At 52.7% G+C, this 24,653-nt stretch carries 22 protein-coding genes and 1 pseudogene; 12 read left to right on the top strand and 11 right to left on the bottom strand.

What is annotated here, in order from left to right; all coding sequences use genetic code 11:
- The first annotated feature begins 4 nt into the window (after positions 1–4).
- Positions 5–928 carry a D-glycero-beta-D-manno-heptose-7-phosphate kinase gene (rfaE1, locus tag BSZ31_RS16355; protein ID WP_105029643.1) on the top strand — a complete coding sequence of 308 codons (924 nt, stop codon included), beginning with the start codon at positions 5–7 and terminating at the stop codon, positions 926–928.
- Between the two features lie 11 nt (positions 929–939).
- Positions 940–1,950, top strand: coding sequence for an ADP-glyceromanno-heptose 6-epimerase (gene rfaD, locus BSZ31_RS16350; RefSeq protein ID WP_105029642.1), 1,011 nt, complete (start codon positions 940–942; stop codon positions 1,948–1,950).
- Positions 1,951–2,208: 258 nt separating this feature from the next.
- Here rfaD and BSZ31_RS16345 read toward each other — a convergent pair whose 3' ends face one another.
- Complete coding sequence (locus BSZ31_RS16345) at positions 2,209–2,562, bottom strand: TM2 domain-containing protein (protein WP_105029641.1); 354 nt, start codon at positions 2,560–2,562, stop codon at positions 2,209–2,211.
- A gap of 141 nt (positions 2,563–2,703) precedes the next feature.
- Here BSZ31_RS16345 and rpsP point away from each other — a divergent pair, with 141 nt between their 5' ends.
- The 4 genes from rpsP (at position 2,704) to rplS (ending at position 4,915) form a co-directional block, all read left to right on the top strand.
- Positions 2,704–2,958, top strand: a complete 255-nt coding sequence (rpsP, locus tag BSZ31_RS16340; protein WP_105029926.1) for a 30S ribosomal protein S16 — start codon at positions 2,704–2,706, stop codon at positions 2,956–2,958.
- Between the two features lie 89 nt (positions 2,959–3,047).
- Positions 3,048–3,674, top strand: a complete 627-nt coding sequence (rimM, locus tag BSZ31_RS16335) for a ribosome maturation factor RimM (RefSeq protein WP_146106732.1) — start codon at positions 3,048–3,050, stop codon at positions 3,672–3,674.
- Positions 3,674–4,414 carry a tRNA (guanosine(37)-N1)-methyltransferase TrmD gene (gene trmD, locus BSZ31_RS16330; protein ID WP_105029639.1) on the top strand — a complete coding sequence of 247 codons (741 nt, stop codon included), beginning with the start codon at positions 3,674–3,676 and terminating at the stop codon, positions 4,412–4,414. The genes rimM and trmD overlap by 1 nt, the downstream gene beginning before the upstream one ends.
- Positions 4,415–4,534: 120 nt before the next feature.
- Complete coding sequence (gene rplS / locus BSZ31_RS16325; RefSeq protein ID WP_105029925.1) at positions 4,535–4,915, top strand: 50S ribosomal protein L19; 381 nt, start codon at positions 4,535–4,537, stop codon at positions 4,913–4,915.
- A gap of 127 nt (positions 4,916–5,042) precedes the next feature.
- Here the strand turns inward: rplS and recG are convergent, their stop codons facing one another.
- A complete protein-coding gene (gene recG, locus BSZ31_RS16320) occupies positions 5,043–7,097 on the bottom strand; it encodes an ATP-dependent DNA helicase RecG (protein WP_206018629.1) in 2,055 nt (684 codons plus the stop codon).
- A 78-nt stretch (positions 7,098–7,175) separates the two neighbouring features.
- A complete protein-coding gene (locus tag BSZ31_RS16315) occupies positions 7,176–7,559 on the bottom strand; it encodes a RidA family protein (RefSeq protein WP_105029638.1) in 384 nt (127 codons plus the stop codon).
- Between the two features lie 133 nt (positions 7,560–7,692).
- Here BSZ31_RS16315 and BSZ31_RS16310 point away from each other — a divergent pair, with 133 nt between their 5' ends.
- The 3 genes and pseudogenes from BSZ31_RS16310 (at position 7,693) to ubiA (ending at position 11,569) form a co-directional block, all read left to right on the top strand.
- Complete coding sequence (locus BSZ31_RS16310) at positions 7,693–9,678, top strand: APC family permease (RefSeq protein ID WP_105029637.1); 1,986 nt, start codon at positions 7,693–7,695, stop codon at positions 9,676–9,678.
- An 81-nt stretch (positions 9,679–9,759) separates the two neighbouring features.
- Positions 9,760–10,702, top strand: a pseudogene (locus BSZ31_RS16305) (LysR substrate-binding domain-containing protein).
- A 3-nt stretch (positions 10,703–10,705) separates the two neighbouring features.
- Entirely contained in the window at positions 10,706–11,569 is an 864-nt protein-coding gene (gene ubiA / locus BSZ31_RS16300; protein WP_105029636.1) for a 4-hydroxybenzoate octaprenyltransferase, read from the top strand.
- A 29-nt stretch (positions 11,570–11,598) separates the two neighbouring features.
- Here ubiA and proC read toward each other — a convergent pair whose 3' ends face one another.
- The gene (gene proC / locus BSZ31_RS16295) at positions 11,599–12,405 is read right to left on the bottom strand and encodes a pyrroline-5-carboxylate reductase (protein ID WP_105029635.1); all 807 of its coding nucleotides are present in this window, start codon (positions 12,403–12,405) and stop codon (positions 11,599–11,601) included.
- A 15-nt stretch (positions 12,406–12,420) separates the two neighbouring features.
- On the bottom strand, positions 12,421–13,134 hold the full coding sequence (locus BSZ31_RS16290) for a YggS family pyridoxal phosphate-dependent enzyme (protein ID WP_105029634.1): 714 nt from the start codon (positions 13,132–13,134) through the stop codon (positions 12,421–12,423).
- A 39-nt stretch (positions 13,135–13,173) separates the two neighbouring features.
- Here BSZ31_RS16290 and BSZ31_RS16285 point away from each other — a divergent pair, with 39 nt between their 5' ends.
- Both BSZ31_RS16285 and BSZ31_RS16280 read left to right on the top strand, forming a co-directional pair.
- Positions 13,174–14,208, top strand: coding sequence for a type IV pilus twitching motility protein PilT (locus BSZ31_RS16285; RefSeq protein WP_105029633.1), 1,035 nt, complete (start codon positions 13,174–13,176; stop codon positions 14,206–14,208).
- Positions 14,209–14,265: 57 nt separating this feature from the next.
- Complete coding sequence (locus tag BSZ31_RS16280) at positions 14,266–14,754, top strand: glutathione peroxidase (RefSeq protein WP_105029632.1); 489 nt, start codon at positions 14,266–14,268, stop codon at positions 14,752–14,754.
- A gap of 12 nt (positions 14,755–14,766) precedes the next feature.
- On the opposite strand, the gene BSZ31_RS16275 is transcribed toward BSZ31_RS16280, so the two are convergent.
- The 6 genes from BSZ31_RS16275 to leuS form a co-directional block, all read right to left on the bottom strand.
- The gene (locus BSZ31_RS16275) at positions 14,767–16,128 is read right to left on the bottom strand and encodes a class I SAM-dependent RNA methyltransferase (RefSeq protein ID WP_105029631.1); all 1,362 of its coding nucleotides are present in this window, start codon (positions 16,126–16,128) and stop codon (positions 14,767–14,769) included.
- Between the two features lie 17 nt (positions 16,129–16,145).
- A complete protein-coding gene (locus BSZ31_RS16270) occupies positions 16,146–16,577 on the bottom strand; it encodes a CopD family protein (RefSeq protein ID WP_105029630.1) in 432 nt (143 codons plus the stop codon).
- A 26-nt stretch (positions 16,578–16,603) separates the two neighbouring features.
- A complete protein-coding gene (locus BSZ31_RS16265; RefSeq protein ID WP_105029629.1) occupies positions 16,604–17,860 on the bottom strand; it encodes a glutamate-5-semialdehyde dehydrogenase in 1,257 nt (418 codons plus the stop codon).
- A gap of 194 nt (positions 17,861–18,054) precedes the next feature.
- The gene (holA, locus tag BSZ31_RS16260; RefSeq protein WP_168427026.1) at positions 18,055–18,936 is read right to left on the bottom strand and encodes a DNA polymerase III subunit delta; all 882 of its coding nucleotides are present in this window, start codon (positions 18,934–18,936) and stop codon (positions 18,055–18,057) included.
- On the bottom strand, positions 18,933–19,442 hold the full coding sequence (gene lptE, locus BSZ31_RS16255) for an LPS assembly lipoprotein LptE (protein ID WP_105029627.1): 510 nt from the start codon (positions 19,440–19,442) through the stop codon (positions 18,933–18,935). The genes holA and lptE overlap by 4 nt, the downstream gene beginning before the upstream one ends.
- A gap of 28 nt (positions 19,443–19,470) precedes the next feature.
- Complete coding sequence (leuS, locus tag BSZ31_RS16250; RefSeq protein WP_105029626.1) at positions 19,471–22,116, bottom strand: leucine--tRNA ligase; 2,646 nt, start codon at positions 22,114–22,116, stop codon at positions 19,471–19,473.
- Between the two features lie 162 nt (positions 22,117–22,278).
- Between leuS and BSZ31_RS16245 the strand changes: the two genes are divergently transcribed.
- Positions 22,279–24,510, top strand: a complete 2,232-nt coding sequence (locus BSZ31_RS16245) for a UvrD-helicase domain-containing protein (protein ID WP_105029625.1) — start codon at positions 22,279–22,281, stop codon at positions 24,508–24,510.
- Positions 24,511–24,653: the final 143 nt, after the last annotated feature.

Below are 24,653 nucleotides of genomic sequence, written 5' to 3'. Positions count from 1 at the left end.
AACAATGGTCGACAGCTCCCAATTCAAAGACGCAAAAATTCTGGTGGTCGGCGATGTCATGCTGGACCGCTATTGGTTTGGGGATGTGGAGCGTATTTCCCCTGAGGCTCCCGTGCCTGTGGTGCTGGTGGGTACCAAAGATGAACGCTTGGGTGGTGCAGCCAATGTGGCAATCAATGCCAGTTCTCTAGGTGCACAGCTTTGCCTGATGGGCGTGGTCGGCAACGACGAACCAGGCCACACGGTCGAGGCCTTGCTCCAGAAAAGTGGTGTACGTTCCCGTTTGCTGAAAGATCCGAATTTCCCCACCACGGTGAAGTTGCGCGTCATTGCCCGGCAGCAACAGCTGGTGCGAATCGATTTTGAAGAGCGGCCTTCGCCCGAGCAACTGACCACCAAAATGGAGTTGTTTGAGCAGGAATACGCCAATCACGATGTAGTGCTGTTTTCTGACTACGGCAAGGGCAGCCTGGAGCATGTGGCGGAAATGATTGCCTTGTGCAAAAAGGCGGGCAAAACTACCTTGGTGGATCCCAAGGGGGATGATTACGGCAAGTATGCTGGTGCCTCGGTTCTTACGCCGAACAGGTCTGAATTCAAACAGGTGATGGGAAGCTGGAAAACTGAGGCCCAGTTGATTGAAAAAGCGCAAACCCTGCGTGAGCGCCTGAGTTTGGGTGCCTTGTTGCTGACTCGCTCCGAAGAAGGCATGACGCTATTTACAGCTGACGGGAGTTTTCATGTGCCCGCGCAGGCCCGTGAAGTGTTTGATGTGTCGGGCGCTGGTGACACGGTGATCGCCACTCTGGCATGTGCGGTGGGTTCAGGAATGAGCTTGCCGGACAGTGTGGCCTTGGCCAACAAGGCCGGTGGTGTGGTCGTTGGTAAATTGGGCACAGCGGTGATATTGCCGGAAGAGCTAAATTAAAGGATTTGATGATGAAAGTGATTGTGACCGGTGCCGCTGGTTTAATCGGCAGCAATTTGGTGAAGGCGCTGAACGAGCGCGGTGTTACCGATGTGTTGGCCGTAGACAACTTGACCAAAGGTGACAAGTTTTTGAACCTGGTGGATTGTGAAATTTCCGATTACCTGGACAAAGCCGATTTTCTCGCGCGCATTGAGCGTGGCGAGTTTGGCAAGTTCGATGCGATTTTTCATGAAGGTGCCTGCTCCGACACCATGGAGCACAACGGCAACTACATGATGGCCAACAATTTTCGCTACACCCAAACCTTGTTTGAGTGGGCGCAGCGTACGGGTACTCCATTTCTCTATGCGTCATCGGCGGCAGTTTATGGTGGCAGCACCGAATTCGTCGAGAACCGTGAGGTTGAAAAACCGCTTAACGTGTATGGCTACTCCAAGTTTTTGTTCGACCAGGTGTTGCGTCGGCAAATGAAAACTGGTCTGAAGGCACCAGTATTCGGCTTTCGATACTTCAATGTGTACGGCGATCGCGAGCAACACAAAGGGCGTATGGCTTCAGTGGCGTTTCACAACTTCAACCAGTTTCGCGAGGGCGGTTCAGTCAAGTTATTCGGCCCATACGGTGGTTATGAGGCTGGCTGCCAGCAGCGAGATTTTGTCTCGATTGAAGACGTAGTCAAGGTGAACATGTATTTCTTTGAGCAGGCCAGTAACGCACCTTCCGGTGTGTATAACCTGGGTACAGGGCGTGCCCAAACATTCAACGATGTGGCCCTGACTACCTTGAATACACTTCGTGAAAGTCAGGGCAGTGCTGCCCTGAGCTTACAAGAGGCGGTGAAGGGTGGCTTTATTGAGTACATCGAGTTTCCGGATGCGCTCAAAGGCAAGTACCAAAGCTATACCCAAGCTGATTTGAGCAACTTGCGCGCAGCGGGTTACACCGGCAGTTTTTACAGCGTAGAGGAAGGCGTGGCGCGTTATGTGGGCCGGTTGATTAAAAAATACCTGAAACCATGAAACTAAAGTGGTGGCTTTGACACTTATTAATGTTGGTTGATTCGGCCTCTTGAACCGAGTCGCCTGTAAACCGTTGGGGTTCCCCCACGTTTTAAGGGTAGGCCAACTGCTTGTGGAATCGCATACTCCCCTTAGGGGCGAGCCTTGCGACCAAGCAAGTGTCTCTGTCTCCTCAAGCCCTGTTAAGCCCGCTTTTTAAAGCGGGCTTTTTTTGCGTGGCTTGTTCAGGTGGCTTTGCTTAAGTGCTCAACTCGCAATTCAGCTTACTACGCCGCTGAAATACCATTGGAACACCATGGCCAAGGTGGCCATTAGCGCGGTCATTCCAAAAGCCAGTGACAAAGCCACGGAAACCACCACTGCTCCCGTGGTTTGTCGTGTGTCCACGGGGTATTCCGGGTTCAGTAATGCATTGAATTGTTCGTCTTTCATCAGGCCGTAGCGCATGGTGTCTATCCAGCCGGCAAACGCTGACAGCGGGAATGTCAGCATGTAGAACCAAAAACGTTTTTTGCCAGCATAGATCCAGTGACCGCCGATGGCACCTGTCAGCAGGGCAAGCCAGCAGAACAAAAGCTTGGATTTGAAGGGTTCTTGAGGTGATGCATTCATTTTTTAAAACACTGCTTGTTAGATTGGATTACGCTGGCTATAATAGCGGGTTATCGGATTTCGTGTGTCGAAATCCCAATGATTCATTCGTTTGCAGTGGCCAAGGTTTGTGCTGCAGGCACTAATTTAATAGAGGAAATTATGGTCGTCATTCGACTCGCACGTGGTGGTTCTAAAAAGCGCCCATTTTATAGCCTGGTGGCTGCTGATTCACGCAACCGTCGCGATGGCCGTTTCATCGAGCGCATTGGTTTTTACAACCCGGTAGCCCCTGCCGGCTCTGAAGGCCTGCGCATTGCCATGGATCGCCTGACCTACTGGAAAAGCGTTGGTGCACAATGCTCTTCTACAGTAGAACGCCTGGTTGGTGAATACAACGCCAAGCAAGCAGCTTAATACTGCAAGCTTTAATACCGGCGAGTTTGATCCGGTTAATTTTGGAACAAACGCAGGTCGAAAAGCAGGTTGTTACACAAAGTCCGTGGATGCTACGTTCGCGGACTTTTGCTTTTGGTTTTGTGGTTTGCCCATTTTTGGACACCGAGCATGAATGTACCGACGATTTGGTAGAACTGGGGCGAATTGGTGAACCCTACGGTCTGAAGGGCTGGGTTAATGTGTTGCCTTCATCTGAAGAGCCGGATGTCTTGTTGAAAAGCAAGCAATGGTGGGTTTCACGTTTGCCAGCTTCTGAGGGCGCGGCTGTGCGTCGCACAGCACAGCCGAAATTCGAAGACCTGGTATTTGAGCCGTTTCGTGTTTTGCAAAGCAAGCCGCACTCCAGTCGAATTGTTGCGCACCTTGAGGGTATAGAGCAGCCCGAACTGGCTGCCCAGTTCAAGGGGCGTCGGGTTTATGTATCTCGCGCGCGCTTTCCCGCACCCGCTGAAGGTGAATACTACTGGGTCGATTTGGTCGGATGCCAGGTAAGCAATCTGGAAGGTAAGGTGTTGGGCGCAGTCACTCAGGTTGTTGACCATGGGGCTCACCCCATTTTGTCTGTCAAGGGTGAGGCTGAGCAGGACATGCTGATTCCATTTGTGGCCGCGTACATTGTGAATGTGGACACGCAGGCCAAACAGATTCAAGCCGATTGGCAGGAAGATTATTGATGCCGGGCCCTCGCTTTGATGTGATCACCCTTTTTCCTGACCAGTTTCCGAGTTTGGTTGAGTTGGGTGTGGTGGGCAGGGCCTTGAAAAAGCAGTTGTTTGAACTGAACTGCTGGAATCCCCGCGATTTCACAGATGACCCCCATCGCACCGTTGACGACAGGCCATACGGCGGTGGCCCGGGCATGGTGATGCTGGCGGAGCCCTTGGTGCGTTGCGTCAAGGCGATACGCGAAGCGCGCGGTGACAGTGCACCTTTGGTTTTTTTAACACCGCATGGTCCGTTGTTGAAACAGGAAAACATTCGGGCTTTCAGCGACCAAGGTGCGGGCGCAATTTTACTGTGCGGCCGTTACGAGGGCGTGGACCAACGCTTTATCGACGAGTATGTTGAACAAACTTACTGTTTGGGTGACTTTGTACTTTCCGGTGGTGAGCTGGCTGTGGCCTGCTTTGTTGACGCTTGGGTACGTTTGCTGCCCGATGTGTTGAACCATGCCTTGTCGGCCACCCAAGATTCATTTGAGGCGGGTTTACTGGATTGCCCGCACTACACTCGCCCGGAAGTTTTTGAAAATAAAGCAGTTCCGGACGTGCTTTTGTCTGGAAATCATGCCAAAATAGAGAGTTGGCGTTTTGAGCAAGCGAAAGTTTACACAGAACGCTTTCGACCTGAATTGCTGGGTAACCCTGATTCTGATTCAAACAATCAAACAGGCAAGGCTGGCAAGAAGGTTTAGGTTGGTGGATTGCTCGTATTCAATTTACAGGCAGACACCTTTTAATTTTTTCATCCTCTGGCGGTGCATACTCAATTCATTGAGTCAGAAAAGCCCGTGAATGATGACCTGGAGCTATCAATGAATTTGATTCAACAACTTGAGCAAGAAGAAATTGCTCGCTTGGCTAAAGAAATTCCCGAGTTCGCCCCCGGCGATACCGTAATCGTGAGTGTTCGCGTCATCGAAGGCACACGTTCACGCCTGCAGGCTTACGAAGGTGTGGTCATCGCCCGTCGTAACCGTGGTTTGAATTCGTCTTTTATCGTTCGCAAGATTTCATCTGGCGAAGGCGTAGAGCGTACATTCCAGCTTTATTCACCTTCCATCGAAAAGATTGAAGTGAAGCGTCGCGGTGATGTTCGTCGCGCCAAGCTGTACTACCTGCGTGATCGTTCAGGCAAGTCTGCACGTATCAAGGAAAAGTTGCCCAACCGTGTGAACAAGCAATCTGCTGAATAAGCATTTGACTGTCACTCGCCTTGGTGGCATACCCTGGCAAAAACTAGCCAGGTAAAACAAAAAGCCAGTTCTTTGTGAACTGGCTTTTTGTTTTCTACACGCCCACCCACGCATGTTTAGCTGATTTTTAACTCAACCACCAAGGTGTTTCTTCAATCCACCGTTGTATGTGTCGGCGTGTGTTCTCTGCATCTGCTGGCATTTGTTGAGCCAAGGTTCTCGCCAATTCCAGCAAGTCTTTGTCGGTCAATGGGTCGGCGTAGCGCATCATCGGCAAACCCGATTGCCTCTTGCCCAGTAACTCGCCAGGGCCTCGAATTTCAAGGTCTTTTTCAGCCAGATAAAATCCATCGTCGCTTTCGTGCATGGCTTTCAAGCGCAACTTGGAGGTGTTTGATAAAGGCCCGCCATAGAGCAGCACGCACACACTTTGCACGCTGCCTCGCCCCACGCGTCCACGCAGTTGGTGAAGCTGTGCCAAGCCAAAACGTTCGGCTTGGTCGATCACCATCAGGCTGGCATTGCCCACATCTACACCCACTTCAATCACTGTAGTGGACACCAGCAAATCAAGTTCACCTGCTGCAAATGCAGCCATGGTGGCTTGCTTCAGTTTGGCGTCTTGTTTGCCGTGAAGCAGACCAATTCGCCTGGTGGGAAGTTGTTCACACAGGTCGGTGTAGGTGGCTTGTGCCGCCTGTAAGTCGAGTGTTTCGCTTTCTTCGATCAGGGGGCACACCCAATACACTTGCTGGCCTTTGTCAATTTCACCTTCAATGGCTGAAATGAGTTGCTCCCGTTTTTTCTGGGAAAAAAGTTTGGTGATGATGGGTTTTCTGCCGGGTGGTTTTTCATCCAGGTTGGACACCGCAAGGTCGGACAAATAGGTTTGCGCCAGTGTACGTGGAATGGGTGTTGCACTCATCATGAGTTGGTGGGCCAAGTGCCCATTGCTTGCCTTGGCAATCAGTGACAGGCGTTGGGCCACGCCGAAGCGGTGCTGTTCATCGACTACAACAAGTGCCAGTGCATGGAACTCGACATGGTCTTGAACCAGGGCATGTGTGCCAATGACGACGTCGATTTCTCCCTCAGCAAGTGCACTCAGGGTGCGGTCTTTTTCGCTTTTTTTCATGGCACCCTGAAGTTTCGCGCAGCGCACGCCCACCGCTTCAAACAATGGCGTTAGCTTGTGGTGGTGCTGTGCCGCCAACACTTCGGTGGGCGCCAAAATGGCGGCCTGTTTTCCGTTCTCGATGGCTCGCAAACAGGCCAACGCAGCCACCAGTGTTTTGCCACTTCCCACGTCGCCCTGAAGCAAACGTTGCATGGGATAGGGGTTGGCGAGGTCTTCGAAAATTTCCTGGCAGGCTCGTTCCTGAGCGCCTGTCAGTTTGAAAGGCAGTTGGGCCATGAACTGCCGGACCAAGCTGGTTTTTGAGGTTTTCAAGGCTTTCAGCGGACTTGCTTTTTCCTGGGTGCGCTGTTGGCGGTATTCACGAAGCAACAGTTGTTGGGCCAGAAGTTCATCTACCTTCACACGTGTCCAGGCAGGATGGGTGCGCAAATTCAGGTCATAGAGTTCTTCGGGTTTGGCCTGGCCATGCAAGGTTTGCAGGGCAGCTGGCCAAGATAGCAACTTGTATTTTTTGCACAGCTTGGTGGGCAAGGTATCGATGAAACAAGCTGCCGGCAGCTTTTTCATCCAGCGGTGCCAGTCGCTTTGTTTCAATTGCCCGGTACTGGGGTAAACCGGTTCCAAAACAGCGTTGGCGCTTGTTGGCTGGATTTTTGGATTGAGTGTTTGGTCAAGGGATCCGGGCGGGGCAATTTTCACAGTGGGGTGCACCATCTCGAATGTGCCGTAGCCTTGCCGGATTTGACCGCTGATTTGAATTCGGGTGCCTTCGCTGAGTTTTTGCTGCAGCCCGGGGTAGAAATGAAGCCAACGCAATAGCAAGCTGGTGTCGCCGTCTTCAACCCAAACCCGCAGTTGTTTGCGTGGGTGGTATTGCACTTCAGTGCCAACCACGGTGGCCAGCAAGTTCACCTTTTGCCCAAGCTGAAGTGAGTCCATGGCCGTGATCGAGGCCTTGTCTTCAAAACGAAGTGGCAGGTGCAAGGCCAGTCCCATCCAGTGCGGGGCTGTCAGCAGGCTGCCCACCGCGTCTGCAACAGACACGGGCAGCGGCAGCAGCTCCTCGAAGCAGGTTGGTTGTTGGGGGGCTGCTGCGGTCAAGTGTTTGACTTGAGTAGGCTGTTACAGGGCCAAAATGGCTTCAACTTCAAAACGTGCACCCTTGGGCAGGCTGGCCACCCCCACCGTAGACCGGGCGGGAAATGGGGCAGATACGTACTCTTGCATGATGGCGTTGACTTGGGCGAATTCACTGAGGTCGGTCAGAAACAAGGTGAATTTCACCACGTTGGCCAGGCTGCCGCCTGCCTCTTCGGCCACTGCTTTCAAGTTGCTGAATGCCTGGCGTGCCTGCTCTTCGGTGCCGGGGCCGACCAAGTCGCCGGTGGCGGGGTTCAGGCCAATTTGGCCCGAGGTGAATACGAGGTTACCGAGCTTGATGGCTTGGCTGTACGGGCCGATTGCTGCGGGGGCTTTGGAGGTGGAAACAACAGTAGCTTGTGTCATTTTGAGTGCAGTTAATGTTTGGGTAAATGGATCTAAATTCGCTCAGTTGCCATGATAACGCCGAGAGGTGCATTGTGTTGCTCATGGGGACGGTATACCATACTCGACTTGTTTGTTGCGCTGCAATGTACGCATGAGTCAACCCCCGAAGTCAGGCAAGGCCAACGCCACGCTTGGTCAACAATCTGCTGTGCCGCGCTCGGCGTCAACCTCCCTTGCCGCGGATGACCGCGATGATATTTTCTCCGAGAAATACGCGTGGGTTGCAGTAGGGGCCTGTGGTTTGGCGTCAGTGGCTTTCGGCCCCGAAGAGTCATTCAAGGCACTGGGCGAATCGCGCCATTTGCTGTTGTTTTTGGGCTTGTTGACAGCCCTGTCCATTCTCCTCGTTTCTCTCACCTATTTCCGTGTCACCGAGCTTTTCCCGAAAGGCGGTGGCGGCTATGCCATGGCCACCAATTTGCTTGGCCCAAAAGTGGGTTTGATTGCGGGTGCAGCACTCTTGGTGGACTATGTGTTGATGGTGGCCTTGGGCATCAGCGCATCAACCCACTTGATGTTCAGCTTTTTGCCGCCGTATTTTTACGAGTACCGCGTGTGGGTTTCAATGGCCTTGATGCTTGCCTTGATGAATTTCCACATTCAGGGGCGGCACTTGAACCTGAAACCTTTCAAGTACCTTTTTGTGGCTTTTCTGTTAACTCATCTGGTTTTTATTCTGGTGGGTTTCTCGGATCACTTTCAGGACATTGGCGGGGTTGTAAAACGCAGCATTGAAACCACCGAGTCCGATTTAAGTACCTTGGGATGGTTGCCGGTGTTGGCAATTTTTGCACGCGGATTTTTTCTGGGTGGTGGCACATACACCGGTATTGAGGCCGCCTCCGATACGGTGCAGTTAAGCCGCTACCGGCAAAGCAGCGAGAACCGCAGAAAAATGCTGGCCTATGTCGCCTGTGCCCTGGCCTTTGCTGCCGCAAGTCTTGCAGCCTTGTATTCACTGTGGGACGTGAACCTTGAACCCACCATGGCTTTGAATGGTGTGCTGTTTGAAAGGGTATTCACCGACCTTGGCTGGGACTGGCCCTACGTTATTTTGGGTTTGCTGGTGATGCTGGGCCTTGAAACGGCAGTGCTGTTGCTGGCTGCCCATGTGGCATTTGCGGTGGGGCCGCGGGTGTTGTCGACCATGGCGATTGATTCCTGGTTGCCCCACCAGTTTCGTTATTTGTCCAACCGTTTTGTGACCAAGAACGGCATCATGCTGATGGGTGGTTTGGCCTTGGTGGCTATTTACCTGAGCGATGCGAATGTGGACTTGTTGGTGGTGCTGTTTTCCATCAATGTGTTTATTGTATTCAGCCTGTCCATGTTGGGGCTGTGCGTTTACTGGCTTAAAAATCGCCATGAGAAACGTTTCATCAAAGGCATTTTGTCGGCCTCGCTCGGCTTTGCTGTTTCCGCATCCATTTTGTTGGGCACCATCATTACCCAGTTTTTTCAAGGTGGATGGATCACCATGCTGATCACCACGGTGGTGGTGTTGGTGTGCTTGTGGGTGCGCAACCACTACCGGGATACCAAGGATAAGATCGCGAAGATTGATGAGGTGTTTGCCATGGCCCAATATGGCTCGGCACATTCGCCACCCGAGTTGATTCCTGATGGCAACACGGCGGTATTCATTGTGGGCAATAGCCGCGGGGGTGGCTTGCATGCTTTGCTTTGGGTGCAGCGCATGTTTCCCAACCACTTTCAGAATTTTGTGTTCATGAACGCTCGCACTGTTGATTCCAAGGCTTACGGAGGACGAGAGGCGCTGGAGGCCATGCGTGTGGATGCGTCAGTCTCTTTGAATTACTTTGTTAATTTTTGCCGCAGCCATGGCTTGCGCGCCAAGAGCTACCTTTCGTTTGGAACGGATGCGGTTGAAGAGTTGACGAACTTGGCGAAAGTAGTGGCCGATAATCACCCCAACGCAATTTTCTTCACCAGCAAACTCGTATTTGAAAATGAAAATATTCTGACCCGCTTTTTGCACAACCAGGCTGCGTTGGAACTTCAACGCCGTTTGCACAATGCAGGCCAGCAAATGGTGATTTTGCCCATGCGGCTTTAGGGTTTACAACAAAAGATCTGTTGCTTGATAGGGCCGTGTTTGCAATAATAATTACACTCGCAGTTTTGATAGCAAAATTAAATGACCCTCACCGAACTCAAGTACATAGTCGCTTTGGCCCGCGAAAAGCATTTCGGCCGCGCCGCGGACGCCTGTTTTGTCAGCCAGCCCACCTTGTCTGTGGCCATCAAAAAACTGGAAGAAGAACTGAGTGTGTCCCTGTTTGAAAGGGGTTCCAACGAGGTGTCGTTGACACCAGTGGGTGAGCGCATTGTGGTTCAGGCGCAGCGTGTGCTTGAAGAGGCTTCTGCCATCAAGAGCATTGCACAGCAGGGGATGGACCCGTTGGCAGGCCCGCTTCGGGTCGGTGTCATTTACACGATTGGCCCCTATTTGTTGCCAGGCCTGGTTTCCAGCATGATTCAGCGTGTGCCTTCCATGCCGCTGGTGTTGCAAGAAAATTTCACGGTGCGCCTGCTTGAGTTGTTGAAACAGGGCGAAATCGATGTGGCGGTGTTGGCCTTGCCGATCAATGAATCGGGTTTTGTGATTCAGCCTTTGTATGATGAGCTTCATGGTGGCTTTGCCGAAGTCTCACCGTTGGGCCAACGAAAAAGCGATCAAGTCGGATGACCTTCGCAGCGAGAACATGCTGTTGCTCGGCACTGGGCACTGTTTCAGGGACCAGGTCTTGGGTGTGTGCCCGGAACTGTCCCGATTCTCGCAATCGTCTGAAGGCATTCAGCGTACTTTCGAGGGAAGTTCGCTAGAGACGATTCGCCACATGGTTGCCTCGGGTGTGGGCATTACCGTGTTGCCTTCAAGTTCTGTACCTAACCCCGTTCCCAAGGAAAGTTTGTTGACTTACATTCCGCTGGCCGACGACGACACGCGCCGCACGGTCGCGCTGGTGTGGCGAAAAAGTTTTGGGCGGCGTGAGGCCTTGGAGGCTTTGCGCGATGCAATCATGGAATGCGACCTGAATGGTGTTGAGTTTCTGGATGCACCCCAAATGGTGCGTTAATTGATGTTCGCTTTGAACAAGGCGCGCCTGCGAGACTATTACTTGCTTCTGCGTTTGGACAAGCCTATCGGGATTTTGCTGTTGATGTGGCCCACGCTATGGGGCTTGTGGATGGCAGCCGAGGGCATGCCGCCTTGGCATGTGCTTCTGATATTTGTCGCTGGCGTGGTGTTGATGCGATCTGCGGGTTGTGCGATTAACGATTATGCAGATCGCGATATTGATCTGCATGTGGAGCGCACCCGCAACAGGCCTTTGACCAGCGGCCGGATTGGTGAGAAAGAAGCCCTTTTGCTGGCAGTGGCTTTGGCAGTGTTGGCTTTGCTGATTACCTTGCCCCTGGGGTGGCCTGTTATTTTGATGAGTATTCCCGCCGCCTTCCTGGCGGGCAGCTACCCGTTTACCAAACGCTTTTTTCCCATGCCACAGGCCTACCTTGGCATTGCTTTTGGTTTTTCGATTCCAATGGCTTTTGTGGCGGTGCAGGGCAGTGTGCCCCTGCACGCCTGGCTTGTGTTTGTAGCCAATGTATTTTGGACGGTGGCTTACGACACGGAATACGCCTTGGTCGACAAGCCCGACGATTTGAAACTCAACATTAAAACCGCCGCAATTACCCTGGGCCGATATGATGTAGTGGGCATTGTGGTGTGCTACGCAGTCAGCCTTTCGATTTGGGCGTGGGTGGCTACTTCACTGGCCTTTGGCCCGGCTTTTTGGTTGGGCTGGGTATGTGCCGTGGGTATTGCGGCGTATCACTTCATGCTGATCCGCAATCGCGACCGTGCGCTGTGCTTTAAAGCTTTTCTTCACAATAACTGGTTGGGCGCCGCATTGTTTGCGGGCTTGGTACTTCAATATTTGTAAGCGCGGCTTGCCTATTGTGGTGTGCTTGCTTAGCTGGAACCCTTTTGCAGTTCGACTGCACGTTCACATGCGGCTTTGGCTGCGCTAACTATGGCTTCCTGCACGCCGCGCGCGCGCAACTGTTCAAGACCGGCAAAGGTGGTGCCCCCTTTGCTGGTGACTTTCTCCCGCAGGGTGGCAAACGAATCATCCGACTGCCTGGCCAGCGTGGCGGCACCCAAAAAAGTTTGGCTCACCAACAAGTTGGCCTGCGTTTCATTGAATCCCAGGTTTTTCGCGGCTATGGCCAAGGCTTCCATCATAAAAAACACATAGCCAGGACCACTGCCTGAAATGGCTGTTACAGCATTGATTTCATCTTCTTGGTTCAGCACCAGCACTTCGCCACAACTACTGAAAATTTGCTGGGCAATACTGCGATCTTCTGCAGAACAATTCGCGGTGAAAAACAGGCCTGAGATACCCTGCGAGACCAAGGCGGGGGTGTTGGGCATGCAGCGCACCACGCGTGCATCGTTCTGCTGGCTCCAGTCCCTTATTTGAGCCACGCTGACACCCGCGGCAATGCTGACCATCAACACCTGTTTCAAATGGGCTGCTTGGCTGTTCAGTACGCTTTGCATCAATTGAGGTTTTACGGCGAGCACCACGATTGCCGGGGTGAAGTTGCTTGGCCAATCGGTGGTGCACTGAATATTCAAAGTGGACATTTTTGCAGCCGCGTCCGGGCTGGGATCAATCACATGAAATGTGCTGGCAGGTATGCCACTGCCAATCAATCCGCCAAGAATGGCAAATGCCATGTTGCCGCCGCCAATGAATAGAGTGTTCTGCATAGTGATTCCGTGTGTTTATTTTGAATAGTCGCGTGCACCAAACAGGGCTGAACCCACGCGCACGCAGCTTGAGCCGCATTCAATCGCCAACTCCAGGTCTGCGGACATGCCCATTGAAAGCGTGTCCAGGCTCAGGCCGTTTGAATTGAGCGAATCGAAAACCGACTTACATTCTAAAAATTCAGATTTCAATTGATCGGTGTTGTCTGTGTTGCTGGGAATGGTCATGAGGCCGCGCAGCGCCATGTTTTTCATGCCATGAATTTGATGGCACAAGTCAATCGCGAGCGCTGGACTGACACCGGATTTGCTGTCTTCGCCCGAGGTATTGATTTGTACCAGCACATTCAAGGGTGGGAGGTTTTCTGGGCGTTGATCTGACAAGCGTTGCGCAATTTTCAAGCGGTCAACGCTGTGCACCCAGGAGAAGTTTTCTGCAATTGGTTTGGTTTTATTGCTTTGTATGGGCCCGATGAAATGCCATTCAAGGTTGGCATTCATTGTTTGCGCATTGGGGTGATCAGCCAGCTGGGTGATTTTGTCCAGCGCTTCCTGCAGGTAATTTTCACCAAAGGCTGTTTGCCCGCAGCTGTAAAACTCAAGGATATCGCTCAAGGGAAAAGTTTTACTGACCGCTAGCAGCTTGACCGCTGAACCCGGTCGACCCGCTTTGTGGCATGCGGCTGTGATTCGGTTTTGAATTTCAGCCAATTGTGTGGCTCGGCTCATGGTGCATCAATTCAATGCTTAAAGGGAGATTATAGCCACATGACACTAACCGAGTTGTTAACCTGGGCTGTTGAAGAGCATGCATCGGATTTGCATTTGTCGGCAGACATGCCACCGATGATCCGTGTAAACGGTGAAATGCGCAAACTGAGTGAATCTGTGTTGGGACACCGTGAGATTTATCGACTGATTCAGGGGTCGATGACAGAAGCGCAATGGCAAGGCTGGGAACAGTCGCATGAATGTGATTACAGTTTTTCAGTGGATGGTTTGTCGCGTTTTCGGGTAAACGCATTCATGCAGAGCAGGGGTGCATCGGCGGCATTTCGGGTGGTGCCCAGCCGAGTAAAAACGCTGGAGGAACTGGAGGCACCCGCCGTGTTTCGTCAAATAGCGCGTGAGCCCAATGGTCTGGTACTGGTTACCGGTCCCACCGGCTCGGGCAAAAGTACCACCTTGGCCGCGATGGTGGATGATGTAAACCGCAACCAGAAGGCGCATATTCTGACCATTGAGGACCCGATTGAATTTACGCACACACCGATGAACTGTGTGATTAACCAACGCGAGTTGGGTGAGCACACCCATTCATTTGGTGCAGCTTTGCGCTCTGCCTTGCGAGAGGACCCGGATGTAATTCTGGTTGGCGAAATGCGTGATCTTGAAACCATTCAACTGGCCTTGACCGCAGCTGAAACCGGGCACCTGGTTTTTGCCACCTTGCACACTTCCTCTGCACCCAAAACCATCGACCGTATTATTGATGCATTCCCATCGGCTGACAAAAGCATGGTGCGCGCCATGTTGTCGGAATCGCTGCGTGCCGTAATTTGTCAAACCCTGCTGAAAAAGCAGGGGGGCGGGCGTGTTGCTGCGCATGAAATCATGATGGCCACGCCGCCGATTCGAAATTTGATTCGTGAAGGCAAGGTGGCGCAAATGCTGTCGTCGATTCAAACGGGTTCTCAGCATGGCATGCAGACCATGGAGCAGGCGGTGCAACGGCTTTTGATGACTGGAAGGATTACTCGAGAAGTGGCGATGAGTGTGATTTCGGGCTCGAACCAGCCTTGAGCAAATTGGGTTTGCAGGTAAACTTGCTTTTCAACAAACCCTTGAGAGGCAATTTCCATGGCAAGCAATGTGTACGAGTTTTCAAGCAAAACCCTCGACGGTAAGCCGCTGAGCCTCGCGGATTTTCAAGGCAAGGTTCTGTTGATTGTGAACACGGCCAGCAAGTGTGGTTTCACGCCGCAGTACGAAGGTTTGCAGGAACTGCACAAAGAATTGGGCCAGAAGGGCTTGGTGATTATCGGTTTTCCCTGCAATCAGTTCGGGGGCCAGGAACCGGGTACTGAAGAGGTAATTGCCAGCTTTTGCCAGAAGAATTACGGCGTTGATTTTTTGATGGCAGAGAAGGTGGATGTAAAAGGCAGCGATGCCCATCCATTGTTCAAATACCTGACTTCGCAAGCCAAGGGCATTTTGGGCACCGAGGCCATCAAGTGGAATTTCACCAAGTTTTTGGTTCGCAAAAATGGTGAGGTGTATGACCGTTACGCCCCCACCACCAAGCCTGCAGATTTAAAAGCTGATATCGCCAAGTTGTTGGCAGAGTAATTTCAGCGTTATTCAGTCTTCTGTGCTGTTGCCGGCTTGGGGTTGTTCCGTGATTGGATTGGCAGCAAGTTCACCGTTGGCCCTAGGTCGATACACACCGCGGGTCAGCGGAATTTCAAACAGCCGACATTCAATCGGTCCGTTAAACAATGGGCGTTTACGTTTGGGGCTTAATCCCAAGGTTTTCTTGATTTCCAGGTCGCCTGAGAACAAGAAGGCCGTCCAGCCTGAAAAATTCATTTTCAGATGATCGCCATAGGCTTTGAACAATCGTTCGTAGGCCTCGTCTTCAGGTACATCTGCACCCTTGGCGCGTACACGTTCACCATAGGGGGGGTTGCTGAACACGATGCCTGCGGGTGCGGGTGGCTCAACAGTGAGCGCATCGCGTTGTGCAAACTGCACAATACCGGCATCAAGAAGTTCTTCGAAACCGGCACGCACCAAATTTTCTTGAGCAATGTCGATCAGCAGTTCAGTGATGTCGCTGGCATACCAGTGGAAGTAGGGTGAGGTAAGCGCCTTATCCAGACCAGCATTGAAGCGCCGGTTGGCATCTTCTTGAAGTTCTTTGCCCCACTCGGGGGTGAAGGGTTTCAGGTTCTCAAAAGCGAATGGGCGCTCCAGGCCAGGGGCACGATCGCACAGCTGCGAAAGTGATTCGATCACCAAGGTACCGCTGCCGCAAAACGGGTCGAGAAACACATCGGCATTTTTGCCGGCTTCGCTTTGGCGTGCAATGTGCCACAGGCCGGCGGCCAGGTTTTCTTTCAGTGGTGCCACACCGGCTTCTTCGCGCCAGCCGCGCTTAAACAGGTTTTCACCAGCCAGGTCTATGTACACCATGGCTTCAGTAGGACTGATGGCTGCGAAAATTCGTACATCCGGTGCTTCAACACTGACGTTCGGGCGTTCGTCGAAACGCTCAAGGAATGAATCGCATACGGCGTCTTTCAGGCGAAGCTGTGTGAAGCGAACGCTTTGAATGTCGGCTCCCAGATTATTCAGGTCAACCCGGAAGGTGTTAGACAGCTTGAACCAGTTGTACCAGTCAACCGACTTGGCGATGTTGTAAAACTGTTCTTCATTGCTGCATTCTCCCCTCGCCAATTCAAGCCCAATGCGGCCTGCAAAACGGGTCCAGTAGGTCATGCGGGTGGCTTGGCGCCAGCTGGCTTCGAATGTACAGCCACCGGTTACTGCACGGGTTTTTTGAGCACCCATGGTTTCCAGTTCAGCCACCAGAATTTCTTCCAGGCCACGCGGGCAGCTTGCAAAACAGTTGAACACACTCTGCTTGGTCGAGTTGTGTTGCTGACCGGCGGGTTTGCCGGCGTTATTCGGCTTGGAATGATTCGGGCTTGAATAGGGCATGAATTGCTTTTAAAAAATTAGAAAGGTTTGACTACCACCAGGATGATGGCGATGGTCATGAGTACCACGGGCACCTCATTGAACCACCGGAAGTAAGTGTGACTGCGTGTGTTTTGGCCTGCTTCAAATTTGCGCAGAATGCGACCGCAGCTGTAGTGGTAACCGGCAATGGCGAAAACAACGAAAATTTTTGCGTGTAGCCAGCCACTTTGCCCGCCCACGCCAATTTGGTATACCCCCACCAGCGCGAAACCCAGCAACAAGGCTGGAATGGCCAGAAGGGTCATGAATTTGTAAAGTTTTTTCGCCATTTCCAGCAAGCGCGCTGTGGCGGCTGGCTCCGTTTCCATGGCCAGGTTTACGAAAATTCTGGGCAGGTAAAACAAACCCGCAAACCAGGAAGCGACAAACAAAATGTGAAAGGCTTTCACCCACAGGTAACCGTCCATGTACTGCTCCAGTTGGTTTTAATCAATCAGTTTCTTGTTTCGCCGTGGCCAAACACCACGTACTTTTGGCTGGTCAGGCCCTCAAGGCCGACCGGGCCACGCGCATGAATTTTATCGGTGGAGATGCCGATTTCGGCACCCAAGCCATATTCAAATCCGTCAGCAAAACGGGTTGATGCATTGACCATCACAGAGGCGGAATCCACTTCCCGAATAAAGCGCATGGCGTGGCTGTGGTTTTCGGTCACGATGCAGTCGGTGTGGTGCGACCCGTATTGGTTGATGTGGGCGATGGCCTCGTCCAGACTGTCGACCACTTTGATTGACAAAATTGGTGCGAGGTATTCAGTGCTCCAGTCTTCCTCGGTGGCCGCTTTTACACTGGGTAACAGCGCCATGGTTCGTTTGCAGCCGCGAAGTTCGACGCCTTTGGCTGCGTAACGCTGCGCAAGTTCCGCCAAGGCGGGTTTGGCCACGTGGGCGTGAACCAGCAAAGTTTCCATGGTGTTGCAGGTACCATACCGGTGGGTTTTCGCGTTCTCGGCAATGTTGGCTGCATGGCTTAGGTTTGCAGACTCATCAATGAAAACATGGCAAATGCCATCCAGGTGCTTGATTACTGGCACCTTCGCATCGCGGGAAATCCGCTCAATCAAGCCTTTGCCGCCACGTGGCACAATCACGTCCACATATTCAGTCATGGTGATCAATGTGCCCACGGCAGCGCGGTCCGTGGTGTCGATCACTTGAACGGCATCAGCGGGCAAGCCTGCTGCCTCCAAACCTTGTGCAACGATTGCAGCCAAGGCCTGGTTGCAACGGAACGCTTCTGAGCCACCACGCAAAATGGTGCTGTTGCCCGATTTAATACACAAGCCGGCGGCATCCACCGTAACATTCGGGCGGCTTTCATAAATAATGCCGATGACGCCCAAGGGGACGCGCATTTTACCCACCTGAATACCAGTCGGGCGGTTTTTGAAATCCGTCATTTCCCCGATCGGATCAGGCAACTGGGCAATTTGCTCCAAGCCTTCTGCCATGGTTTCAATGGCCTTGTCGCTTAATGCCAGGCGATCAAGCAACGCTGCGTCCAGACCATTCGCTTGGGCTTGCGCCATGTCGGCTTGATTGGCCTGGGTCAGCGCAGCTTTGTTGGCGCGAATCAGTTTGGCTGTTTCAAGCAATGCTGCGTTTTTCGCGTGCGTGTTGGCTTTGGCCATGTAAACAGCGGCTGCGCGGGCCTTTTTGCCAATGGCCAGAATTTGTTCTTCAATGCTCATATTGCTTACTCTGTACTATCGTTCGGTACGATTGATTCAACTGGTCCACAATTCGGGCGGTTCTATGCCCGCCACACCCAGGCCGATAATCTCAAAGAGGGTCCAGGGGTTGCCCTGTTTCATGCCTTTGATGGTTTTTTCAGCGGCATAACACCAAGCGGTCAGTTTTTGAAGGCTGCCAGGGTTGTGGCGTTTCAGGGCGGCCGCAATGTGGTTTTGCCTTTGTCCCCAAATTCTATTTTGTCGGCAGGCATCCGACAAAGACATTCCACGCCGTATGGCCTGCTGTGTGTCGCGAATGGCACGAATCTCCTCTTGCAAGGCCCAAAGTACCAAAGTGGGGGCCTCCCCTTCGGCTTCCAAGCTTCCATCATTCGGGTAATTCGTTTTGCGTCCCCGGCCAGCAGGCTGCCGCCCAAATCGAACACATTGAAACGCGCCGAATTGGCAACCATGCCTTGCACCTGTTCAATGTCCACGGCCCCCTGGTGTTCAAGTGCCAGCTTTTCAATGGTTTGATGCGCCACCAGCAGGTTACCCTCGGTTTTCTCGGCCAGCCAACTACAAGTTTCACGGTTTAATTGTACGCCTTTGCGTTTGGCGGCTTGTGCTATCCAGCCGGGTAGGGTGTCGGCGCCCACTGGGCGGCAGGCAATCTCGGTGCCTTTGGCCAGCAATTCTGCAAAACCAGCACTTTTTTCCTGGGTTTTGCTCAGTTTCGGAGCATTCACCAGCAGGTAATGCCCGGTATCACCTGCAGCGATCCACTGGGCTGCTTTGGCCAAGGCCTCTGCCGCTTCTTTGCCGAGTTTGGGTTGATTGATTCTCAAATCAACCAGCGAAACGTCGCCAAACAATGATGCTTCAGCAAACAATGACAAAAACTCTTGCGGGTCAAATTGCCGATCTACTTCCACAATTTGGCGCTGGTAATCGGTTTGTTTTTTCAGTCGCTGGCGGTACAGGTCGGCGGCTTGGGTTGCAAAAAGCGGTTCATCGGTGAATACGCACAGCAGTTGAGGCAAAGCGGTGTTTGCGCCTTCGTTTAACCAAGTGTCAAGCGCAATCTGTTTCACTTTGCTGCTTGCCCTTTTGATCCCAATTGCAAGGCGCTTAGCCGCCCGGTAATTTGGCGCGCGATGTCGCGCTGCATTTCGGTGTAAAGCTGGTTTTCCTCGGCTTCCTTGCCCAAAATTTGATCGTCGGTGTAGGTGAGTTCGCGCCTTTGGCTCAGTTGGCTGGTGGCAATCAGGAAGTCGCCGTTTTTGTCCACCACGCTATACAACAATTCATAGGTAATTCGAACCTCGCGCGCACGGCCTGTGGCACTAAAGGTGACAATGCTGCGGTCGCGCGTTTCGCTGATCAAATTTAACTTCAAGGGCGCACCTTCAGGCGGGTTTACCTTCAGGTTCAGAATTTGAAGTTGCAAGTCCATGTTGCGGTTCATTTCTGAATTCTCCATGCCGCGCAACTCGATTTTTTCAAAGTCGAAGTTGTACTGGCCACGCAACTGAAAGCCGCAGGCTGTCAGCGCCAATGTTGTTGCCAGCAGGGCGATGGTTTGAAAGAAACGTTTCATAAAGACTCGCTTGTTGTTGAGGTCGATCTTAAACAACGATGTTGACCAGTTTGCCAGGTACCACAATCACTTTTTTGGCCGGTTTTCCTTCCATGAATTTTTGCGCAGCTTCACTGGCCAATGCAGTACTCTCGATGCTGGCTTTATCTGCGTCGGCGGCTACTTCAATGCTGCCTCGCAGTTTGCCGTTCACTTGTACCATCAGGGTGAGTTCTGAGCGCACCAAGGCTTTCTCGTCAACTTCGGGCCATGGTGCATCCAGAAGCTCACCGTGAGCTGCGCTGTAACTCAGGCTGCTCCACAAGTGGCAGGTGATGTGCGGCACAATCGGGTACAGCACACGCAATAAAATGCTCAAGCCTTCTGCCAGTACGGCATGGTCTGCTGGCGTGTTTGTTTCACTTGCAAATGCATCCAGCGTGTTCAACATTTTCATGCCGGCAGACACCACGGTGTTGTACTGGTGGCGATCGTAGTCAAAGTTGGCCTGTTTCAAAATTTCATGTACATCGCGGCGAGTGTTCTGAGCCGCTTTGCTCAATTCTGCAGTGTTTAAAACGGGTTGGGCCTTAATGGCCACTTGCTGATTCAGTGCCAGTTGATACAGGCGTTTCAGGAAACGGTGTGCGCCTTCTACGCCAGAATCGCTCCACTCCAGGCTTTGTTCGGGCGGTGCTGCAAACATGGTGAACAAACGTGCTGTGTCGGCACCATACTGATCGATCAGGGCTTGTGGGTCGATGCCGTTGTTTTTCGACTTCGACATTTTCTCAACACCACCAATGTGCACGGGTGCTCCACTGTTGCTGAGTTTTGCAGAGACAGGCCGACCCTTGTCGTCAAACTCAACCGATACATCGGCCGGGTTGATCCAGGTTTTCTTGCCATTGGCCTCTTCGGTGTAATAGGTGTCGTTCAGCACCATGCCTTGGGTGAGCAGGGCGGTGGCGGGCTCACGGAATTTCACGAGGCCCAGGTCGTTCATGACCTTGGTCCAGAAGCGACTGTAAAGCAGGTGCAAAATGGCATGTTCAATGCCGCCGATGTACTGGTCCATGGGCATCCAGTAATCGCTGCGTTCGTCAGTCATCGTGTTTGCGTCGTTACAAACATAACGCGTGAAATACCAGCTGGAATCGACGAAGGTGTCCATGGTGTCTGTTTCACGGCGCGCGGGTTTACCGCACTTGGGGCATTTGCATTCATAGAATGCAGCGCTTTTGGCCAACGGGTTGCCGCTGCCATCGGGCACCAGGTCTTCGGGCAGCACCACGGGCAGGTCTGCTTCAGGTACGGGAACATCTCCACAGGTGTCGCAGTAAATCATGGGAATGGGGGTGCCCCAGTAGCGCTGGCGTGAAATGCCCCAGTCGCGCAGGCGGAACTGAATGCGTTTTTCGCCAATGCCTTTTGCGGCCAAAAGCTCGGCAACTTTGTCGACGGCTGCGGTGTAATTCAAACCATCCAGCGGGCCGCTGGCCACGCAAACACCGCGTTCTTTGTCGCCGTACCATTCAGCCCATTCGGCGTTGTTGAATACTTCGCCTTTCACGTCGATGACTTGCTTGATCGCTATGCCGTATTTCAAGGCAAACGCAAAGTCGCGCTCATCGTGCGCAGGCACGCCCATTACAGCGCCGTCGCCGTAGCTCATCAGCACATAGTTGCCCACCCAAACTGGCACGCTTTCGCCGGTCAGTGGGTGCGTTACGCTCAGGCCAGTGGGCATGCCTTTCTTTTCCATGGTGGCCATGTCAGCCTCGGCCACGCCGCCAGCCTTGCATTCAGCAATGAAGGTTTGCAGTTCAGGGTTGCTATCAGCAGCCAGTGAGGCCAGCGGGTGTTCGGCGGCCACGGCGCAGAAGGTGACGCCCATGATGGTGTCGGCGCGTGTGGTGAACACATACAGTTTTCCGTCTTGAACCAATTCACCCGCAGCATTTTTGATTTCATGCGGGAAAGCAAAACGCACGCCGGTGGATTTGCCAATCCAGTTTTCCTGCATCACTTTGACGCGCTCTGGCCACTGCAGGCCATTCAAATCCTCGAGCAACACATCGGCGTAATCGGTAATCGCCATGTAATACATGGGGATATCTCGCTTTTCAACCACAGCGCCCGAGCGCCAGCCTTTGCCGTCAATGACCTGTTCATTGGCCAGCACGGTTTGGTCAATCGGGTCCCAGTTCACGGTACCTGTTTTCTTGTACACAATGCCTTTCTCAAGCATCTTCAAAAACAACCACTGGTTCCACTTGTAGTAATCGGGTTTGCAGGTGGCTACTTCCTTGGACCAGTCAATCGCCAAACCCATCGATTCCATCTGTTTTTTCATGTAATCAATGTTGCTGTACGTCCAGGCTGCGGGCGGCTTGCCGTTGGCCATCGCTGCGTTTTCAGCTGGCATGCCGAACGCATCCCAACCCATGGGCATCAAGGTGTTGTAGCCCTTCATGCGCTTTTGGCGAATCATCACATCGTTGATGGTGTAGTTGCGCACATGGCCCATGTGCAGCTTGCCGCTTGGGTATGGCAGCATGGAAACGCAGTAGTACTTGGGCTTTAGTTTGCCGCTTGCATCTTTTGCGAAAGCCTCGGCCCTGTAGGCGTCCGATTCTTTCCATTGGCCTTGAACGGCATTCTCAATGTCTTGGGCGGCGTATTTGTCGAACATGGTGCGTTGAAACTTGGGTGTGAGTTTTGAATGCGGGCGGGGCCTTGCCGGGTGGGGCAGGCCAATCGGTCATTATATCGGGCTTTTCGTTTTTACGGGCAGGGCGGGTGGGGCAATCACTGTTAAAATCAACAGCAAAACCCATTTTTGATGTGAGAAGCCGTGTCTTTACTCGATAGTCTGAACCCTGAACAACTGGCAGCCGTCACCTTGCCCCGTGAATCGGCACTGATTCTGGCGGGGGCAGGCAGCGGCAAAACCAAGGTGCTGACAGCGCGCATTGCCTGGTTGATTCAAACCGGGCAGGTGGGCCCCAATGGGGTGTTGGCGGTTACCTTCACCAACAAGGCGGCCAAGGAAATGCTTCACCGCATTTCAAGCATGCTGCCCATTAACACCCGCAGCATGTGGGTGGGTACTTTTCACGGCTTGTGCAACCGCATGTTGCGCGCGCACTGGAAGGAAGCTGGTTTACCTCAGGCTTTTCAAATTCTGGACATGCAAGACCAATTGTCGGCAATCAAGCGCATGTACAAAGTGCTGGGCATAGATGCTGAAAAATTTCCGCCGAAGCAACTGAGCTACTTCGTCGGTTCCGCGAAAGATCAAGGTTTGCGCCCCAAAGACGTAGAGGCGCACGACGAATACCACCGCATGATGGTTCGCCTGTATGAGGCTTATGAAGCCCAGTGCCAGCGTGAAGGTGTGGTGGACTTTGCTGAGCTGCTGTTGCGTTCCTTCGAATTGTTGGGCGCCAACCCTGCGCTGCGGGAACACTACCAGGCTCGATTTAAATACATTTTGGTGGACGAGTTTCAAGACACCAACAGCCTGCAATACAACTGGTTGAAACGCTTGGCTGGATCGCAAGGTTGCATCTTCGCAGTGGGCGACGATGACCAGTCCATTTACGCTTTTCGCGGTGCGCGCGTGGCCAATATGGTGCAGTTTGAAAATGATTTCAATGTGCAAAATCGCATCAAACTGGAGCAAAACTACCGTTCGGTGGGCAATGTGCTGAAAGCCGCCAACGTGCTGATTGCACACAACAAGGCTCGTCTGGGCAAAGAGTTGTGGACCGAAGCTGGTGAAGGTGAGGCGATTCGGGTGTATGAGGCCACCAGCGACCAGGATGAGGCAGCTTTCATCATTGACCGAATCAAGAAGCTGGTGCTTGAAGAAGGCTACGGTCGGTCGGACATTGCAATTCTGTACCGCTCCAATGCGCAATCCCGGGTTGTTGAACAAGCCTTGTTCAATGCGGGCATGCCTTACCGTGTGTATGGTGGTTTGCGGTTTTTTGAACGTGCAGAAATTAAGCATGCGCTGGCGTATTTGCGTTTGATGGACAACGCCGACGATGACAATTCCTTCTCACGCGTAGTGAATTTTCCTGCGCGTGGTATTGGCGCACGCAGCGTTGAACAATTGCAAGACATATCCACTGCACAAGCCACATCGCTTTACCGAGCCATTCACCGCCTGGAAGGGCGGGCGCAGGCGGGATTGAAAAAATTTGCGGATTTGATTGAGCGCATGCGCTTTGAAACCCGGGGCCTAAGCTTGGCTGACCTGGTTGACAAGGTCATTAATGAATCGGGCTTGGTGGCGCATTTTCAGGCCGACAAAGACGGTGAAGACCGCGTGGAAAACTTGAAAGAATTGGTGAACGCGGCCGCTTCCTTTGCGATTGCTGAAGGTTATTACCAAGACGCTGCCGCGACCATGGTGGATGAGGAAAAGTTGATTACCCCCCTGGCGGACTTTCTTTCCCATGCCTCGCTTGAAGCAGGCGATAATGCCGCCGCTGCAGGGCAAGAAGCCATTCAGCTGATGACTGCGCATTCCGCCAAGGGTCTGGAATTCAAGTGCGTCTTTGTAACTGGTCTTGAAGAAGGCCTGTTTCCACATGAAAACAGCATTGGCAATTCCGTAGAGGGTGGCGATGGCACCAGTGTTGAGGCGGTAGAAGAAGAGCGCCGGCTGATGTACGTTGCCATTACCCGCGCACGAGAACAGCTGTTTTTAAGCCACGCGCAGCAGCGCATGTTGCACGGGCAAATTCGATATCACCTGCGCTCACGTTTTCTGGACGAATTGCCAGAGGAGGTGTTGAAATGGTTAACGCCGAAACGCGCGCACATTGCCAGCCAAGGCTGGGATGCACTGGATTCCAAAGTGTGGGGGCAAAATAAAACGCTCAACGTGGGTTACAGCAACAAAGCCGCCAAGCGACCCTACGACATCGGCACGGGTGTGAATCATGCCAAGTTTGGTAGCGGTGTAGTGGTGGCTTATGAGGGCGAGGGTGACGACCAAAGAATTCAAATCAACTTCGGCCGCCAAGGCATGAAGTGGCTGATGCTGAGTTTGGCGAAGCTTGAGCGGGGCTGAACTTGAAGGGTCAACGCTGCGATTTATCGGCAACTCGGCATGGGTTACTTGTTCCGCACTGGGCCGGTGATTTGAGGGCTGAACTTGAAGGGTCGCCGCTGCCCGAAAACTTGGCATTTCGGCTTGTCGTCTTGAGTCTGCAC

It is taken from the genome of Limnobacter sp. SAORIC-690 (assembly GCF_002954425.1).
In the GTDB taxonomy this organism is placed as follows: domain Bacteria; phylum Pseudomonadota; class Gammaproteobacteria; order Burkholderiales; family Burkholderiaceae_B; genus Limnobacter; species Limnobacter profundi.
This window is presented reverse-complemented; position numbering and strand designations above follow the sequence as displayed.